The 14,875-nt window shown below is 59.6% G+C and carries 13 protein-coding genes and 5 pseudogenes; 10 read left to right on the top strand and 8 right to left on the bottom strand.

What is annotated here, in order from left to right; all coding sequences use genetic code 11:
* Positions 1-158: 158 nt before the first annotated feature.
* Positions 159-806 carry a DUF6969 family protein gene (locus AiwAL_RS18215; protein ID WP_408851917.1) on the bottom strand — a complete coding sequence of 216 codons (648 nt, stop codon included), beginning with the start codon at positions 804-806 and terminating at the stop codon, positions 159-161.
* 446 nt (positions 807-1,252) lie between these two features.
* Positions 1,253-1,456 (bottom strand): annotated as a pseudogene (locus tag AiwAL_RS18210) (transposase); the annotation flags it as partial.
* Between the two features lie 133 nt (positions 1,457-1,589).
* On the opposite strand from AiwAL_RS18210, the pseudogene AiwAL_RS20485 reads away from it, so the two are divergent.
* Positions 1,590-1,769 (top strand): annotated as a pseudogene (locus AiwAL_RS20485) (transposase); the annotation flags it as partial.
* Between the two features lie 122 nt (positions 1,770-1,891).
* On the opposite strand, the gene AiwAL_RS18205 reads toward AiwAL_RS20485, so the two are convergent.
* Entirely contained in the window at positions 1,892-2,659 is a 768-nt protein-coding gene (locus AiwAL_RS18205) for a reverse transcriptase domain-containing protein (RefSeq protein ID WP_262313258.1), read from the bottom strand.
* A gap of 152 nt (positions 2,660-2,811) precedes the next feature.
* Here AiwAL_RS18205 and AiwAL_RS18200 point away from each other — a divergent pair, with 152 nt between their 5' ends.
* The gene (locus tag AiwAL_RS18200; protein WP_262313256.1) at positions 2,812-3,066 is read left to right on the top strand and encodes a hypothetical protein; all 255 of its coding nucleotides are present in this window, start codon (positions 2,812-2,814) and stop codon (positions 3,064-3,066) included.
* Positions 3,067-3,215: 149 nt separating this feature from the next.
* Positions 3,216-3,656, top strand: a pseudogene (locus AiwAL_RS18195) (recombinase family protein); the annotation flags it as partial.
* 147 nt (positions 3,657-3,803) lie between these two features.
* Here AiwAL_RS18195 and tnpC read toward each other — a convergent pair.
* Together tnpC and tnpB are read right to left on the bottom strand one after the other, a co-directional pair.
* A pseudogene (gene tnpC / locus AiwAL_RS18190) lies at positions 3,804-4,688 on the bottom strand (IS66 family transposase); the annotation flags it as partial.
* 82 nt (positions 4,689-4,770) lie between these two features.
* Positions 4,771-5,052 carry an IS66 family insertion sequence element accessory protein TnpB gene (tnpB, locus tag AiwAL_RS18185; protein ID WP_408851915.1) on the bottom strand — a complete coding sequence of 94 codons (282 nt, stop codon included), beginning with the start codon at positions 5,050-5,052 and terminating at the stop codon, positions 4,771-4,773.
* Between the two features lie 159 nt (positions 5,053-5,211).
* Here tnpB and AiwAL_RS18180 point away from each other — a divergent pair, with 159 nt between their 5' ends.
* Positions 5,212-5,910, top strand: coding sequence for a LysR family transcriptional regulator substrate-binding protein (locus tag AiwAL_RS18180; protein WP_262313254.1), 699 nt, complete (start codon positions 5,212-5,214; stop codon positions 5,908-5,910).
* A gap of 47 nt (positions 5,911-5,957) precedes the next feature.
* On the opposite strand, the gene AiwAL_RS18175 is transcribed toward AiwAL_RS18180, so the two are convergent.
* Both AiwAL_RS18175 and AiwAL_RS18170 read right to left on the bottom strand, forming a co-directional pair.
* Positions 5,958-7,355, bottom strand: coding sequence for an MFS transporter (locus tag AiwAL_RS18175; protein WP_235705883.1), 1,398 nt, complete (start codon positions 7,353-7,355; stop codon positions 5,958-5,960).
* 142 nt (positions 7,356-7,497) lie between these two features.
* Positions 7,498-8,472: an amidohydrolase family protein gene (locus AiwAL_RS18170; RefSeq protein ID WP_262313253.1), complete on the bottom strand. Its 975-nt coding sequence runs from the start codon at positions 8,470-8,472 to the stop codon at positions 7,498-7,500.
* Between the two features lie 260 nt (positions 8,473-8,732).
* On the opposite strand from AiwAL_RS18170, the gene AiwAL_RS18165 reads away from it, so the two are divergent.
* The gene (locus AiwAL_RS18165; RefSeq protein WP_235705880.1) at positions 8,733-8,918 is read left to right on the top strand and encodes a hypothetical protein; all 186 of its coding nucleotides are present in this window, start codon (positions 8,733-8,735) and stop codon (positions 8,916-8,918) included.
* Positions 8,919-8,939: 21 nt separating this feature from the next.
* A pseudogene (locus tag AiwAL_RS18160) lies at positions 8,940-9,122 on the top strand (ISAzo13-like element transposase-related protein); the annotation flags it as partial.
* Positions 9,123-9,169: 47 nt separating this feature from the next.
* Here the strand turns inward: AiwAL_RS18160 and AiwAL_RS18155 are convergent.
* Complete coding sequence (locus AiwAL_RS18155) at positions 9,170-10,009, bottom strand: helix-turn-helix transcriptional regulator (protein ID WP_262313252.1); 840 nt, start codon at positions 10,007-10,009, stop codon at positions 9,170-9,172.
* Between the two features lie 207 nt (positions 10,010-10,216).
* Between AiwAL_RS18155 and AiwAL_RS18150 the strand changes: the two genes are divergently transcribed.
* The 4 genes from AiwAL_RS18150 to AiwAL_RS18135 all read left to right on the top strand — a co-directional run.
* Complete coding sequence (locus tag AiwAL_RS18150; RefSeq protein WP_262313251.1) at positions 10,217-11,782, top strand: APC family permease; 1,566 nt, start codon at positions 10,217-10,219, stop codon at positions 11,780-11,782.
* Between the two features lie 2 nt (positions 11,783-11,784).
* Positions 11,785-12,582, top strand: coding sequence for an SDR family NAD(P)-dependent oxidoreductase (locus tag AiwAL_RS18145; protein WP_262313250.1), 798 nt, complete (start codon positions 11,785-11,787; stop codon positions 12,580-12,582).
* Between the two features lie 11 nt (positions 12,583-12,593).
* Positions 12,594-13,835, top strand: a complete 1,242-nt coding sequence (locus tag AiwAL_RS18140) for a D-arabinono-1,4-lactone oxidase (RefSeq protein ID WP_262313249.1) — start codon at positions 12,594-12,596, stop codon at positions 13,833-13,835.
* Positions 13,836-14,053: 218 nt separating this feature from the next.
* Positions 14,054-14,875 (top strand): site-specific integrase (locus AiwAL_RS18135; RefSeq protein WP_262313248.1); only part of this gene is annotated, 822 nt, incomplete at its 3' end.

Raw genomic sequence — 14,875 nt, 5'->3', positions numbered from 1 at the left:
CGCCGATTTCTTCGCCAACGTCCGATCCGTCGTCGGGACCGCCGCGCGACACGGCCTTGATGCCTACACCGCCATCAAAAACGCCGTCACCGGAGCATCACTGCCGATCGACCCCCTGCCGGGTTGAGCAGATACCGATCTGCTGGCACGCTGAGCCTTCAGTCGTCGGCATTGGCCTGGAGATCAGCAAGCACAGCCAGAAGGTTTATGGCGCGCGACGAGGTGATTTCAAGCGTCCGGTCCTCGAAAACGTCGCGTTCCGGATGATCTCGTTCCCAGGTGGCGATCGCGGCGTCGCGAGCGTCGAGCAGTTCGTCGATCTCGGCGCTGAACAGGGTAAATATGGCGGTCACCAAGCGGCTAACCGGCGCGGGATCGGCCAAACTGTAACGGCGGGCGAAGGCACGGGCTTGCGGGGTGGCGACGAAATCCTCGCCGGTCACCCAGCGATTGGTGGTGAACAGGCCGGCCGGTCGGCCAAAACGGTCCAAGGCGATCGCGATGAGGTGGTGGATCGGCGCATCATCGCCGCGCCCCATCGGCCGGAAGAATGTATGGATATGGCCGATTTCGGCCCAATCCATGCCACACTGGCGATGTTCATCAGGCTCATGAGCATGAAAATAATACTGCGCGCCACTGGGGGGATCGAACACATCGCCCGGCGGGTAATGCTCGAAGGCGACGAATGGCGTGCCGGCCAGCAAGTCGTCCACCAGGTTCGAGCCACGATCCTCTACCGCACGCAGGGCGGCGACCAATTCCGCGCCGGCGGTAAGCCGACGCTGGTGCTCGGCCGCCGTCATCGCGCGAGGGCTACTTCGTCGAGCAAGGGTTTGCCTTCGAATTTGTCTTGGATGGGGACGTTTTCTGTTTCGTCATCGCGCCATAGCTCATTTTGTTGCTGGATTTGGAACCCTTCGTGGACCCACCGCACGGGTTGCTGCTCGTCGCGGCGTGGGCGGGCGAAGCCGCGACTAGACCGGCAAGAGCGACAGCGGAGCCGAGCATGAGGGCCGATTTGGTGATACGGGTGGCGGAGGCTGGGTTGCTCATGATTGTTCCTTCCTGAGGGTGGCGTCGCGGGGAGTGTTGAAATTGCCTTGGGCGGCGTCTCCGGCTGGGCGAACATGACGAGGTCAGGCGACGAGATCAAGATACATTGACCCGGCGGCACTCTCAGCCGACGCGCCGCTCTTCGCCACGAGGTCACCCGTGCAAAAGGACAATAGCACAAAAGCTGGCGAAAGCGCTTGTCAATCTCATCCGTCGTCCGGGCCGATCGCCATTGGCTTTGGGGCAATCGGGTGAAGGTGAACAGGCGATCACCCGCTTCCTCGAGGCTGTCGGCCACGCCGCGACATTTCAGCCGCCATTTGGCCAGGAACAGCCGGCGCCGACGCATCACTTCGGCGCTGGTTTCGGCGTAGATCATGTCATTGTAGTCGGCGGTGATCGGAACGACAAAAGCGGGGCGTGGGGCTCTCGCACTTTCGATTACCCACATTTTTGAGATGTTTGGGGTCTGGGTATTGCCCGGCTCGAATCGTGTGTGATTCCTTGTCTGGCACCGATTCGGAGGCGGTGCGATGGACGAGACAGATACGACATGGTTTGATCGGGAGGTATCCGGTTGTCATTTGGCGGATGAGCGTCTGAAGAAGCGGCTGTGCGATCTATTGAGCCGGATTGGAGGTGCGATGGGAGAAACTATTCCCAGAGCCTGCCAGGACTGGGCTCACACCAAGGCGGCATATCGGTTTTTTTCGAACGACCGGGTGAATGAGGCCGATATCATGGTCGGCCATTTTGCAGCGACCAGAGAGCGAATGGCGGGCACCGAAGATCTTGCTTTTGTTCTGCACGATACGAGTCGCGGTAGGGAACCGGGTCACCCCGGTCCCCCCGCACAGATCCGAGCATGCGCTGCTAACGCACTCGGCTCTTGCCTCGAGTGTTTGACGTCGAAACGTTTGCTTGGCCAAGGGTGGCTGATCCTTGCAGGCGGGATCCATGCCTCGACGATCCTCGTCATGCGGTCCCACGGCACTCGGTGCCGTTGGCTACGGCGCCGAAGCGAGCGCAGCCACATCTGGATGACATGATATCGGAACGCCGAGAGCGCGCGCCCGTTTGTCGGTACGGCGTGGTAGGCGAAGTATCCTGCCACGACGCTTTTCAGCCATTGCCCCTGGTCGGCGAGGCGCCGATGCTGGCGACGGCGCAGTTCTTCCTTGATTTCGGCGAGCTTTGCTCGCAGCCGTTTGCGCATGCTCATCCGCCGGAGTTGGAACCTCCCGCCCTGAGTTTCGGCACAGATGTGCGTAAAACCCAGGAAGTTGAAAGATTCTGGACGCCCGAGACCGCGTTGCCGCCGGTTCGCTTGCGCATGGCGGCCAAATTCGATCAGTCGGGTCTTTTCCGGGTGAAGTGTCAGCGCAAAGGTTGCTAGCCTTGCCCGCAGGTCATCGAGGAACCGACACGCACCGTCTTCGTGCTGGAAGCCCACGATCGTGTCGTCCGCATAGCGAACCACGATCATTTCGCCGCTTGCTTGGCGCTTACGCCATTGTTGCGACCAGAGGTCGTAGGCGTAGTGCAGGTAGACATTGGCCAGTAGCGGAGAGATTACGCCCTGAACGCAAAAGGTAACTTTCAGTTTGAACGCGAGTTGAGGCAGTGGCGGCGCGGGGCTGTTCTTGATTTGCGTCGTAAAAAGTAATATTCATATGTCCCATGGGACGATCAACCGACGTTCAGAAGGCAGAGAGGCTGAACACCGCGCACAGCTTGCTGGCGCGCGGAACTGGCATGGCGGAAGCGACCATGACGCTATCTCAGAAATTCGGGATCTCCCGACGCCAGGCATATCGCTACCTTCAGGAGGCCCAGGCGATCGGTCACGCGGTGCCGGTGGTTGCGCCGTCGGTACCAATCACGTTGAAGCTGCCGGCGCACATCGTGCGCGATGTGCGCGCCTATTCGGTGATCAGTGGCGCGACGCTCAGCGACATCGTGACCCGCGCAATCTTGGCTTTTCTTGCAGCCGTACGCGGGCATGGCTGACCGGCCGCCATGTCGGGATCGGTACCAAGTCCAGCTTGATTACGCATTTGATCGTCTGCTCGGGATCAAGCTTCAGCAAGTCTATGAGGTTCTCGTTCCCGCACAGGTCCGGGTCGTCGGCGAACATTCACGGGTGATGGAGGGTCGTAATGACGGTGGCAGCGATCTACGCACGGGTATCCTCGAACAAGCAGCGGGAGGAGGGCACGATCGCCAGCCAGACGGCCGCACTGATCGATTTTGCTCGGAGCCACGGGTATCAGGTGCCGATGGAATGGGTCTTCGAAGACGAGGGCTTTAGTGGCGCCTCGCTGGAGCGGCCTGGGCTCGAGCGAGTACGCGACCTCGCGGCGGAAGGTCAGATCGAAGCCGTGCTGGTGCATGCGCCCGACCGGTTGAGCCGCAAATATGCGTATCAGGTTCTTCTGATCGAAGAACTCGCACGCCATGGTGTTGAGACTGTCTTCTTGAAGGCACCACAGTCAGCAACAGCGGAGGATCAGCTGCTGGTGCAATTCCAGGGCATGATCGCAGAATATGAGCGGGCACAGATTCTCGAACGATCACGCCGCGGCAAGCGCCACCGCGCGCGCCAGGGACAAATCAATGTGCTGAGCGGCGCCCCCTACGGCTATCGTTATGTTCGCAAGAGCGACGATACGGCGGCTCGATATGAAATCATCGACGCCGAAGCCGACGTCGTCCGCATGGTCTACAATCACTATACGGTCACGGGCATGAGCATCGGCGCCATCACGCGCCTGCTCAATGAGCGGGGGACCCGATCCGCTGAACGGCCGATCATCACGCACATAAACCCACACGCGGGCCGTATCGGTCTGTCCTCGTGCCATCACCGGCACGGTGGTGTCGTCGCCATGCAGGCGCGCACCCGCAAACACCATCGTCTCGATGTGCTTGAACACCGGCGCCAGCGCCACGCAGGTGGCGCCGATCAGATCGGCCAGGGTCGAGACACTGAGGTGGATGCCTTCCAGTGCGAACCGTTCGGATTGACGGTTCAGCGGCTGATGCTGGCCGAATTTATCGTAGGCGATCATCGCGAGCAGGCCGGGGCCGGCAAAAGCGCGTGGAATGGTGTGGAAGGGTGCAGGTTCCTGACTGATCTTCTCACAATCGCGGCAGGTGAATTTCTCCCGCACATGCTGGATCACCTTGTATTGGCGGGGGATGGTTTCCAGCGTCTCGGTCACCGTTTCGCCGAGCTTGGCAAGGCGCGATCCACCGCAGCAGGCGCACTGGGTCGGGCCTGGCAGCACAACCCGCTCGCGTGGCAGGTGTTCGGGGAAGGGCTGACGCGACGGGCGCTTGCGGGTGAAGCCGGCGACAGTCGTGGTTTTCGCCTTCGCGGCCTCCTGCTCGGCGCGCAGTTCGTCCTCGGTCGCGGTGGTTTCGTGCTCTTCGAGTTCCAGCTCCATCTGGTCGAGCAGCCGCGCCGTGCGTTCCGCACTGGGACCGTAGAGCGCACGCTTCAGCTTCTCGATCTGCAGCTTCAGATGCGCGATATAGGCGTCGGTATCGGACTGCCGGGCGCGATCGCCCAGAATGATCGCTTTCAGCGCCGCGATGTCATCCGGCAGGGTCGAAGGATCGAGATCCATGCCCGACATAGAATCACGAATTGCCGGGGTTTCGCTACAGAAATCCCTACCGGACCAAGGTTTTCCTCAGAAATCTTCGCGCCTACCCGGCCGCTTGCGGCCGCCAGGTTTGGCGTGGATTTCGCCAGTCGATCCCCTCCAGAAGATAACCGATCTGACCAGCGGTGAGGGACACAACCCCGTCCGCGGTCTGCGGCCAGATAAACCGCCCTCGATCAAGGCGTTTCGAATACAGCGACATCCCCACGCCGTCGTGCCAGATTGCCTTGATCAGCGACCCACCGCGACCGCGAAAGAAGAAAACATCCCCACAGAACGGCTCCCGTCCCAGACCTTCCTGAACTTGCAACGCGAGCCCTTTCATCCCGCGGCGCATATCCGTATGCCCCGATGTCAGCTCGTAGCAGCGCTCTTATGAACGGCTCCTTGCCGTTCCGGCAGGCGGTTCTGACCGGATGGATACTTTACTGCGGAAGGTGCAAGAATCGTCGAATGGGCCCGGCGATTTATCGGTGATCTGGACATGATGCGGCAGGAACTCTCCATGATGAAAGGGAACCTCACAGGGCAACTCCGGATCGGTGCCATGCCCTCTTGTTCGCCGATACTGCCATTCATCACCAGCGCGTTGACGCAGCGCTACCCTGCGGTGACGGTCAATATCTGCTTTCTCGGCATCGACGAACTCCGGCGCAGGGTTTTGAATTTTGAACTCGATCTTGGCATCGGCTATCTGAACCTGCTTGGGTCTTCGCAGATCGCCATGCGACTTCTTTACAGCGACGACATGGCTCTTCTGGTACCGTCAAAGCCGAACTTTCCACGAAACAAAAGCGCTACATGGACGGAGGCGGCTGCGTTGCCACTTTGCCTTCTGCCACGGAGCATGGAGGAGAGGCGGATCGTGGACGCCGTGTTCGCGGCGGAAGGTCTCGACGTCATGCCGCGGATCGAGGCGGATTCCTTTGTTAACCTTGCTTTCCATGTCATGCATGGTCACTACGCGACGATCATCGCAGGTCATTTTCGCTATGTGACCGGCGCATTTCCTGGGACGCGCATTCTACGGCTTGTCTCCCCTTCGATCCAGCAGCAGATTGGGCTGTTCTGGTTCGAGAGCGAGCCGGTCCTTCCACTGATCCATGCTTTGATCGGCATGTTGGATCGGATGGACGAGGAACAGGCACCTTGGCTTTCCCGCCCGGAGGCACGGGGTCGATAGGTTCCCCCGGCCTCCGTACTGCTACTATCGGTTCGGTAAATGCGCAGTCAGGCGATCTCCTCTTGCCGCGAGATATCTTCCAGGACACGACCCCTGGTCTCAATACCAAAGATGAGCACCAGGGCCGCGGCGATTACGAAGCTTACCGCTCCCAATGAAAACACCGCTCCCTGGCCGGCGCCGCTGATGATGAAGCCAACAACGATCGGGCCGAGAATGGCTCCAACTCGTCCGAATGCTGAAGCAACACCGGATCCGGTCGACCGCGCTCGGGTCGGATACAATTCCGGCGTGTAGGCGTAGAGGCAGCACCACATGCCGAACATGAAGAATTGCATGAAGAATCCGCTCACGAAGAGCAATTCCGCGCTGATCGAGTGCCCGTAGATATATGCAAGAACGGCGCTCATAATGAGAAACAGGGCGGTCGTAATCTTTCGCCCCAACCGTTCGAGCAGCAGGCCAGCCGCGAAGAACCCGGGTATACCACCTATCGTGATGAGACTCACAAAACCGATAGATTTTATGACCGAGAAGCCATGCTGTGTCAGTATCACGGCGAGCCAGGAGGTGAGTCCGAAATAACCGAGAAGGGCGAAAAACCAGAGCCCGGCCAGCATGATCGTGCTGCGCAGATAGGCGTGCGTGAAAAGAATATGGAATGGATTCCTGATGGATTGCGACGTTTCCGGAATATATTGTTTGGGGGGCGGCAGAGCTTTGCCCCACTTTTTCATGACCTCATTCTCTACATTGGTCAGGACCATATCCGCTTCGTCATACCGTCCCTGATCGACCAGCCAGCGGGGGGATTCGAATATAATCCGTCTTGCCCAGAAAATGACGAGCGAGAGTATGCCGACAGCCACGAACACACCTCGCCATCCCAGATAGGGAAGGACCGTATAACTGAGCAGGCCCGATATGACGAAGCCCACAGCCCAAAAGCCCTCCATGAACGAAATATAGAAGCCCCGTTTATCGGCGGGGATGATTTCCGACAGAATTGCCTGTGCCACCGGTGCTTCGCCACCGACACCAATGCCGATAATGAGCCGGAATACCATGAGCGTTACGATTCCCGTGGCGCCTGCTGCTAGAAAACTACCCATGCCCCAGATCAGCATCGTGAGCTGAAAAGCGTACCGGCGGCCCATCCGATCCGAGATATATCCGGCGACGAGATTGCCAATCAATTGCCCAAGAAATGTCATGGACGCGAGCAAACCGATCTGCACCTTCGTCAAGTGGAAATAGGCAGCGATGGGCCCAACCAGAAACACCAGTAATGCCACATTGACCTGATCAGCTAGCCACGCCGTCGCGACGGCGGCAAAAACACGACGCTGATAAGATGTCATTGGCAAACGCTCCAGTCGACCGGAGACATTTACCGCCTTCGCGTCGCGGAAAACGGGCGCATTTATTTTGTTTGTTGTAAGCATGACGTAGTCCTCCGTTATTCTAAGCGTCTTTTACCTTTCGAATAAAACTGAGTGGGAAGATTCGTCGCGGGCAAAGGCGAATGAGATTTCTCAGCTGCCGGAGTCCTGAACGAATCTATATCCACTCTCTGTTATGTCTCGATCACTGAGTATTTGACTCCATCGGTGTGTATGTGAACCCAGTGGAAGCGATGGTCGTCGAGTGACGTCGATAAGCCTCGCATCGGGCCCGTTGTGCTACGGAATGGCGGCCCTGCTTGCCAATTTTGAGAAGCTGCTCGGCATTCTCCCAACCGACACGGGACACCGCCTCGTCTGTCAGACCGGCCGCCCCCAGATCCTCAACGCCCTGACGCATCGGTCGGAATGGGTACGACGATCCGAAGAGAAGCTGATCGCGCATGAAGCCGTTTGCCGCCTCGATGTAGAGACGGCCGCCTGGAGACCATGTGTACATGTCCGGGGATACGAAGACGTTCTCGTTCCGGAAGGCGACGGCGATCATATCGGCAACGCGTGGATAGAAGCCGTGGCAGCAGATGATCTTCAGCTTCGGGAATGTCCTGGCCACAATATCGACGGCAAACGGATCGTTGAACGTGAGATCGGGTGTCGTCGGTCCGGACATGATGCAGACTGGAATCTGCATATCGGAGCACGCTTCGTATAGCGGCATCAGTCGATCATCATGCGGTAACAGCGCCTTCTCGTAAAAGCCGGCGTCGATGTTTAGTCCGGAGAGATCAAGTTGACCGATTGCACGCCTCAATTCTGCCAGCGCGTCTTGCTCGCCGAGTTCGAGAGGATCGATCGACGCGATGCCAAGAAGGCGCCCCTTTGATCGCTGCACGATCTCGGCAAGAGCGTCGTTACTGATCCGTACAGTTGGTGTGCTTCGTCCGACCATAATACCCGTTCCGATTCCGGCATCGGTCATTTCCGCAAGAAATGTATCTAGATCGGTAGCGCGCCGGAAATGGTCCGGATCGTTCGCTCCAACGCGTCGATTCAACCACCGAACGGTCTCGAATTCGGGACAGTCAGGTAATCCTCCAAAAAACTTATGTAGAAAAGTTGGGCGGGTTCGCATATCAACAAGAGGGCGAACGAGGCTCATGTGATGATTGTTTCCTTTCGTTGAACTAATTACTGAAACGTACTTCGATTATATTAATGTACTGTATTAACGATTTCCTGAATTGTTTTGGTTCGTGGTTTTTTATTTATAATATTATTTTTATTCGATTTGTAGAAATATTTTATTTCAGAATTGATAGATATATAAATGCCAAAATGTCAAAGCCTTTCTCCAAATGATCTGATCGATTTGGGAAATGAACGGTATTTGACCGACCACAAGAAGTCGGCGACCTTCCTGTGGACCTGCATCCGCAATCCACCGCAGCGTTTCTGATCGACGCGTATAAAGGCGCGCTGATCAGGATGAAGGCGGACAGAAGTGTGGCCGCGATCCACGCGATGACGGCAGTTGAAAGGTCGATGTGCAACCCTGCGGCCAAACCCTTGCTGGTCATCATGAAGCGTCGGCTGCAGAGCACATGAGGCTTGTTTGTCCCGAAAACGGTGGTCGAACTGATCGCCTCCACCACGACCAAAATAGGGCTGACCGTGCGATGTGAACTGGATACCCGCGACTACCCAAAGGGTATCAAGGTCACCGACGAGGAGATGACGACCCTCAATATCAAGGGCAACACATTCCACCCAGAATGGAATTATACAATCTCACCCAGAGAACCAACATAAAGCGGTAGATTTTGGGCGTCGCCTGAGCGCCGGGTCGGCCAACCATCTCACATTGGATCAATTGCGAATAGGCTCTTGATGAAGCGGCCGAACAACTCGCTCTGGCTCGAAATCCCGAGCCGACGATAGATGTTTTTCCGGTGAATTTTGACGGTGCCTTCGGTGGTGCCGATGATTGTGCTGATCGAGAGCGTGCTGTGGCCGCGCAGGATAAGTTGCACGATCCGTCGCTGCTGATACGTCAGATCATCTTGCGCGAACCGGGTGAAGGCGGCTTCCAGCGCACCGTCGAGCGCAGCGGCCGGTGCCGCGCTGTCGAGTTGCCGCCACTGGCTGCGGACAACCTCCCGCACAATCGGCTCCAGCGCACGCAACCGGTCCATCTCGCTCTCGCTGAACGCCGATCGCCCGGTCTTGCGCATCAGCGAATAGGCAGCGGTAAATCCGCAGGGCAGCGGTACCAGAAACCCGATTTCCTCGACCAGCGAGCCCGGTTCGAGCGAAATACACGGATGCACGTCCGACGCACCGTAAAAATCGGACTGAAAAAAATGATCCGGCGCCAGTTCGCTCATCCGCCACAGCCCTGGCGGATGCCCCTGCACGCTTGCGGTGTAGAACGGATCGAGCAGATACGCCCCGCGCAGATAGGCATCGAGCGCCGCGCGGGTCGCGTGCGCGCCGTAACCATCATGCAGCAGGCGCGGCCCCTCACCGTAGGGATAACCGAAAATGACCGACAGATCGAAAGCGGCGACCGTTCTCAGCAAGCCGTCGAGTGCGAGCGGCAATGCCGGCGTCCCGATCTGACCGACCACTGCCGCAATCGTCCCGAGGTCGGGTGCAGCGGGCGCACTGACGACCGGTCGCTGCTGAGCCTCCGCCATCCATCTCCCCATCGATCCATGACAGCCCGATCTCGCTGCCGAGCCGCATATCTCTTTCGGGATATAGCTGATCCGCTTCGCCACCGTCATGATTTTATCATCGACCAACCCGCCGGTCACAGAGCGGGAATTTTTCAGGAAGGCCGTACGCGCAAGCGTGCCACCGCCAGTCCACACGGCGTCCAGGCAATTTTTGGGAGACTGATCATGTCCGAACGACCCGACGATACCCGCATTCTCGATCAGGATACCGCAACGCTGCACCAGATGGGCTACGCTCAGGAACTCGCCCGCCGCATGCGGACATTTCAGAACTTCGCGATCTCGTTTTCGATCATCTGCATCGTCTCGGGGGGCATCAATTCGTTCAGCCAGGGTATTGCGAGTGTCGGTGGCGCCTCGATCGGCATCGGCTGGCCGCTCTCGTGCCTATTCTCGCTGTTCTTCGCGATCGCCATGGGCCAGATCGGCTCGGCCTACCCCACGGCGGGCGGCCTCTATCACTGGGCGTCGCTGCTCGGCGGCCGGTTTCTGGGCTGGATCACCGCCTGGTTCAACCTGATCGGGCTGATCACCGTGCTCGCCGCAATCAATGTCGGCACCTATCTGTTCCTGCTCGGCGCGCTTGCCCCGGCACTGGGAATCGATACTGCGGCCCTGACCCCCGGCGCACCCACCGCCCACAGTATTCTGGTCCAGACAATGATCGTCGGCGGCATTACCCTCAGCCAGGGCGTGGTCAACCATCTCGGCATCAGGCTCACCTCGAAACTGACTGATTTCTCCGGCTATCTGATTCTCGGCAGCGCTCTTGCCCTCACGGTCGCCTTGCTCGCCTACGCACCGCATCTCGACCTGTCACGGCTGTGGACCTTCACCAACTACAGTGGTAAGGCTGGTGGCAGCACTTGGCCGCACACCGGCAACCTGACCTATCTGTTCCTGCTGGGCCTGCTTCTGCCGGCCTACACCGTCACCGGCTTCGACGCTTCGGCCCATACCGCCGAGGAAACGATTGACGCTGCCCGTTCGATCCCGCGCGGCATGATCCATTCCGTCGTCTGGTCCGGCCTGTTCGGCTGGATCATGCTCGCCGCAGTCATCCTCGCAGTGCCGAACATGGATCAGGCGGCGGCACAGGGCGGCAATGCGTTTTTCTGGATCATGGATCACGTGATCCCCGCCGGGCTGAAACTGCCGCTCTACGTCGCCATCGCCATCGCCCAATATCTTTGCGGCCTCGCCACCGTCACCTCGGCCAGCCGCATGGTCTTCGCCTTCTCGCGGGACGGCGGACTGCCCGGTTCGCGCTATCTGCGCAAAGTCAGCCACAGCTTCCGCACACCGATGATCGCGATCTGGGCGGTCTCCCTGCTCTCGATCGCTTTCACGATCTACGCACCGGTCTACACCACGATCGCCGCCGTCTGCGTGATTTTCCTCTATATTTCCTATTTGCTGCCGATCGTCGCGGGCTTGCTCGCCTTCCGCCGAAGCTGGACTGTGATGGGACCGTTCGATGTCGGGTTGCTCTACCCCGTCGTTGCGGTGCTGGCGATCATCGGTGCGGCGGTGCTGCTCTATGTCGGGGTGCAACCGCCGAACAATCAGGCCCTGACCGTCACGCTCGGTGTCCTTGCGATTACCGTTGTCATCTGGTTCGGCTTCGAGCGCAAACGCTTCCAGGGACCGCCCATCAGCCGCGAGCAGGTTGCCGAGCGTGCCGGCCTGATCGCATTGGAGGAACGGGCGCTGGAAGGGAGCGGGAACTGAGCATGACCACATCGTCGACGACAGCTGGTATGCGTCCCGGCAGGCTGGCCGGAAAAATCGCGCTGATCAGCGGTGGCGCGGGCGGTTGCGGGCGGGCGGCCTCGGAATTGTTCGCCCGCGAAGGGGCCAAGATCGCTATCGTCGACCTGCCGCACAGCGACGGCGAAGCCCTCGCCGACACCTTACGCTGTGCCGGCTACGAAGCGGTATTCGCCGCCGCCGATGTCTCGAACGAAGCCGATGTCGCTGCGGCGGTGGGCACCGCCAGCGCCGCCCTCGGCCCGATCACCGTTCTGTTCAACCATGCCGGCACGCTGATTGTGAAACCGTTTCTCGAAACCACCGCCGACGACTGGGACCGGCTGATGGCGATCAACGTCCGCAGCATGTTTCTGATGACCCGCGCCGTCCTGCCCGGCATGATTGCGGCAGGGGGCGGAGCCATCGTCTGCACCTCCTCGATCTCGGCGGTCGCCGCAACGCCGGGCGAAGTGCTGTACGACACCACAAAGGGTGCCTGCCACATGTTCGCCCGCGCGATCGCGGTGGAATATCGCGACCGCAAAATCCGCTGCAACGCGGTGTGCCCCGGATTCATCAAAACCGCCCACGGCGAGCGTGAACTCGAACTGCTCACCGGCATCGGCGTCGATGTCTCCGAGGCCGCGATCGCCGCACAGCAGGGCCGCATGTGCCGGCCGGCGGAAGTGGCCCAGGCCGCCCTATTCCTTGCCAGCGATGAGGCGAGCTTCATCTCCGGCACGCATCTGTTTGTCGATAACGGTTTCACAGCGATCTGAACGGACATATCATGCCGGATTTCGAAAAAGGCGGGCTATGGCGCAACTGGGTCGGCAACCAATCCTGCGTCCCCCTCTACAAGGCTGCCCCTGGCAGCGAGGCTGAACTGGCCGAACTGATCGCAAAAGCCCATGCGCAGGCGTTGAACATCCGCTGCGCTGGCTCGGGCCATTCCTTCACGCCGGTCGTTGCCACCGGCGGCTTGCTGCTGACCCTCGCAAACATGACCGGCATCCGCGCGATCGATCCTGACTGTCAGCGCGTGACTGTCAGCGCGGGCACGCGGATCGGCACGATCGGGAAAGCACTGAAAGCGGCGGGTCTGTCACTGATCAACCAAGGCGATATCGATACCCAGGCGGTCGCCGGTGCGCTCTGCACCGGCACCCACGGCACCGGCGCGCGCCTGTCCAACATGGCCTCGCAGATCGTCGCAATGCGACTGGTCCAGCCCGACGGCAGCATTCTGACGGTCGATGAGCAGAATACCGACATGCTGCACGCCGCCCGCGTTGCGGTCGGTACTCTTGGCGTGATTTCGGAAATCACGCTCCAGGCCATGCCGGCCTATAATCTGCACGAACACCTCTGGCGCGACGATTTCGAAACCTGCATGGACCGCTACGACGAACTCGCCGCCAACCACCGGCATTTCGGCTTCTTCTGGTGCCCGGTACCGGAAAGCCGCCACCTCTACTGCCTGCCGGATACAGCGCCGGTCTCCAGCACCAACAAGATCGCCGATGTCTGCGAAATGAAGGTGATGGACATAACCGATGCCGAGCCGATGGAACGCGACTTCGAACGCATCGCGTATAGTTCAGAGATCTATCCGATCGAATACGTGCCGAATTTCCACGAACTGGAATACGCCGTGCCCGTTCAACATGGAAAAGACGCGCTGCGGGCGGTGCGCGAACTGATGTTAACGAAGCACACCAACTGCATCTATCCGATCGAATTCCGCTTCACCGCCGGCGATCCGGCCTGGATGAGCCCGTTTCACCATCAGGACAGCGTCACGCTCTCCGTCTCGGGCGGACCCGGCATCGACTACTGGGACTATCTGCGCGACGTCGATACCATCCTGCGGCGCTGCAATTCCCGGCCCCACTGGGGCAAAATGCATTTTCTCGACGCAGCAGATGTAACTGCGCTCTATCCGAAAGCCGAACAATTCCGTGCGCTCCGCCGCGAACGCGACCCGACCGGCGTATTTCTGAACGACCACCTCCGCGCCCTGTTTGGCTGATGGACGAGTGCGCAGCCTCACGCTGAGCCTATCAGTTACGGCCCGCTCTACGGGATGCCCGGACGAGTGTCCGGAGTCGACCCAAGGACGAACCCGCTCGCGCGGGATTGGTGCTTGAGGTGAGGTAGGGGGCTATCGTCACGGCCGTTTTGGCTTGAGCAGTTTAGGTCGGGGTTCGAGCATCGAGGGGTCAACCTTCAGCTCGAGAGGAGCCCCTGATGACCAACCCACCAGCCCAACCGTCCGTCAGCCCGTTGCGTCGGCGCATGCTCGAAGACATGGCGATGCGCGGCCTCAGAGAAGATACGCAGCGCGACTATATTCGTTTCGTAAAGAACTTCGCGGCGTTTCTCGGCCGCTCACCTGATACGGCGACTTCCGAGGACATCCGCCGTTTTCAAGTTTACCAGCACGAGAATGGCGCGCAGCCGCCGACGATCAATAGCTCCGTATCGGCGTTGCGCTTCTTCTTCACCATCACGCTCGACCGGCCCGACCTGTCGCGGCGGCTCGTGATAATCCGTCACCCACGTAAACTACCAGACGTGCTTAGCGTCGAAGAGGTCGGGCGATTGCTTGAGGCAGCACCTGGCGCCAAATACAAAGCTGCACTCGCCACCGCCTATGGCGCCGGGCTGCGCGTGTCCGAAGTCGCCGCCCTCAAGATTGACGACATCGACAGCACCCGCATGCTGATCCGTGTCGAACAGGGTAAGGGGCGCAAGGACCGCAACGCCATGCTGTCACCGCAGTTGCTGGAACTGCTGCGGCTCTGGTGGCGTGAGGGCAAGCGCCGGAACGTCATATTGCCGCACGGCTGGTTGTTCCCAGGCCAGAGATGCACCGATCCGATCTCCACTCGTCAGCTGCACCGCGCTGTCCATGAGGCAGCCGAGGTCGCCGGTGGCTGTGACAATGGATTCTGGCCCACTTGTGCTGATGAATTCTGGCCCACCTCCCGGGGTTGGACAGGCAGGGCCGCCCCGCGGGGCGGCCCTGCCTGTCAGCGGTTCTTTTTCTCCTTCCTGTTCATGATTTGG

The organism is Acidiphilium sp. AL (genome assembly GCF_025499445.1).
GTDB classification, from domain to species: Bacteria; Pseudomonadota; Alphaproteobacteria; order Acetobacterales; family Acetobacteraceae; genus Acidiphilium; species Acidiphilium iwatense.
This window is presented reverse-complemented; position numbering and strand designations above follow the sequence as displayed.

Bases quoted from the DNA above. Each gene is read 5' to 3' on its own strand.
- AiwAL_RS18215 (WP_408851917.1), bottom strand. From the start codon at position 806: ATGACGGCGGCCGAGCACCAGCGTCGGCTTACCGCCGGCGCGGAATTG.
- AiwAL_RS18200 (WP_262313256.1), top strand. From the start codon at position 2,812: ATGGCGGAAGCGACCATGACGCTATCTCAGAAATTCGGGATCTCCCGA.
- tnpB (WP_408851915.1), bottom strand. From the start codon at position 5,052: ATGAAAGGGCTCGCGTTGCAAGTTCAGGAAGGTCTGGGACGGGAGCCG.
- AiwAL_RS18180 (WP_262313254.1), top strand. From the start codon at position 5,212: ATGATGCGGCAGGAACTCTCCATGATGAAAGGGAACCTCACAGGGCAA.
- AiwAL_RS18175 (WP_235705883.1), bottom strand. From the start codon at position 7,355: ATGCTTACAACAAACAAAATAAATGCGCCCGTTTTCCGCGACGCGAAG.
- AiwAL_RS18170 (WP_262313253.1), bottom strand. From the start codon at position 8,472: ATGAGCCTCGTTCGCCCTCTTGTTGATATGCGAACCCGCCCAACTTTT.
- AiwAL_RS18155 (WP_262313252.1), bottom strand. From the start codon at position 10,009: ATGGCGGAGGCTCAGCAGCGACCGGTCGTCAGTGCGCCCGCTGCACCC.
- AiwAL_RS18150 (WP_262313251.1), top strand. From the start codon at position 10,217: ATGTCCGAACGACCCGACGATACCCGCATTCTCGATCAGGATACCGCA.
- AiwAL_RS18145 (WP_262313250.1), top strand. From the start codon at position 11,785: ATGACCACATCGTCGACGACAGCTGGTATGCGTCCCGGCAGGCTGGCC.
- AiwAL_RS18140 (WP_262313249.1), top strand. From the start codon at position 12,594: ATGCCGGATTTCGAAAAAGGCGGGCTATGGCGCAACTGGGTCGGCAAC.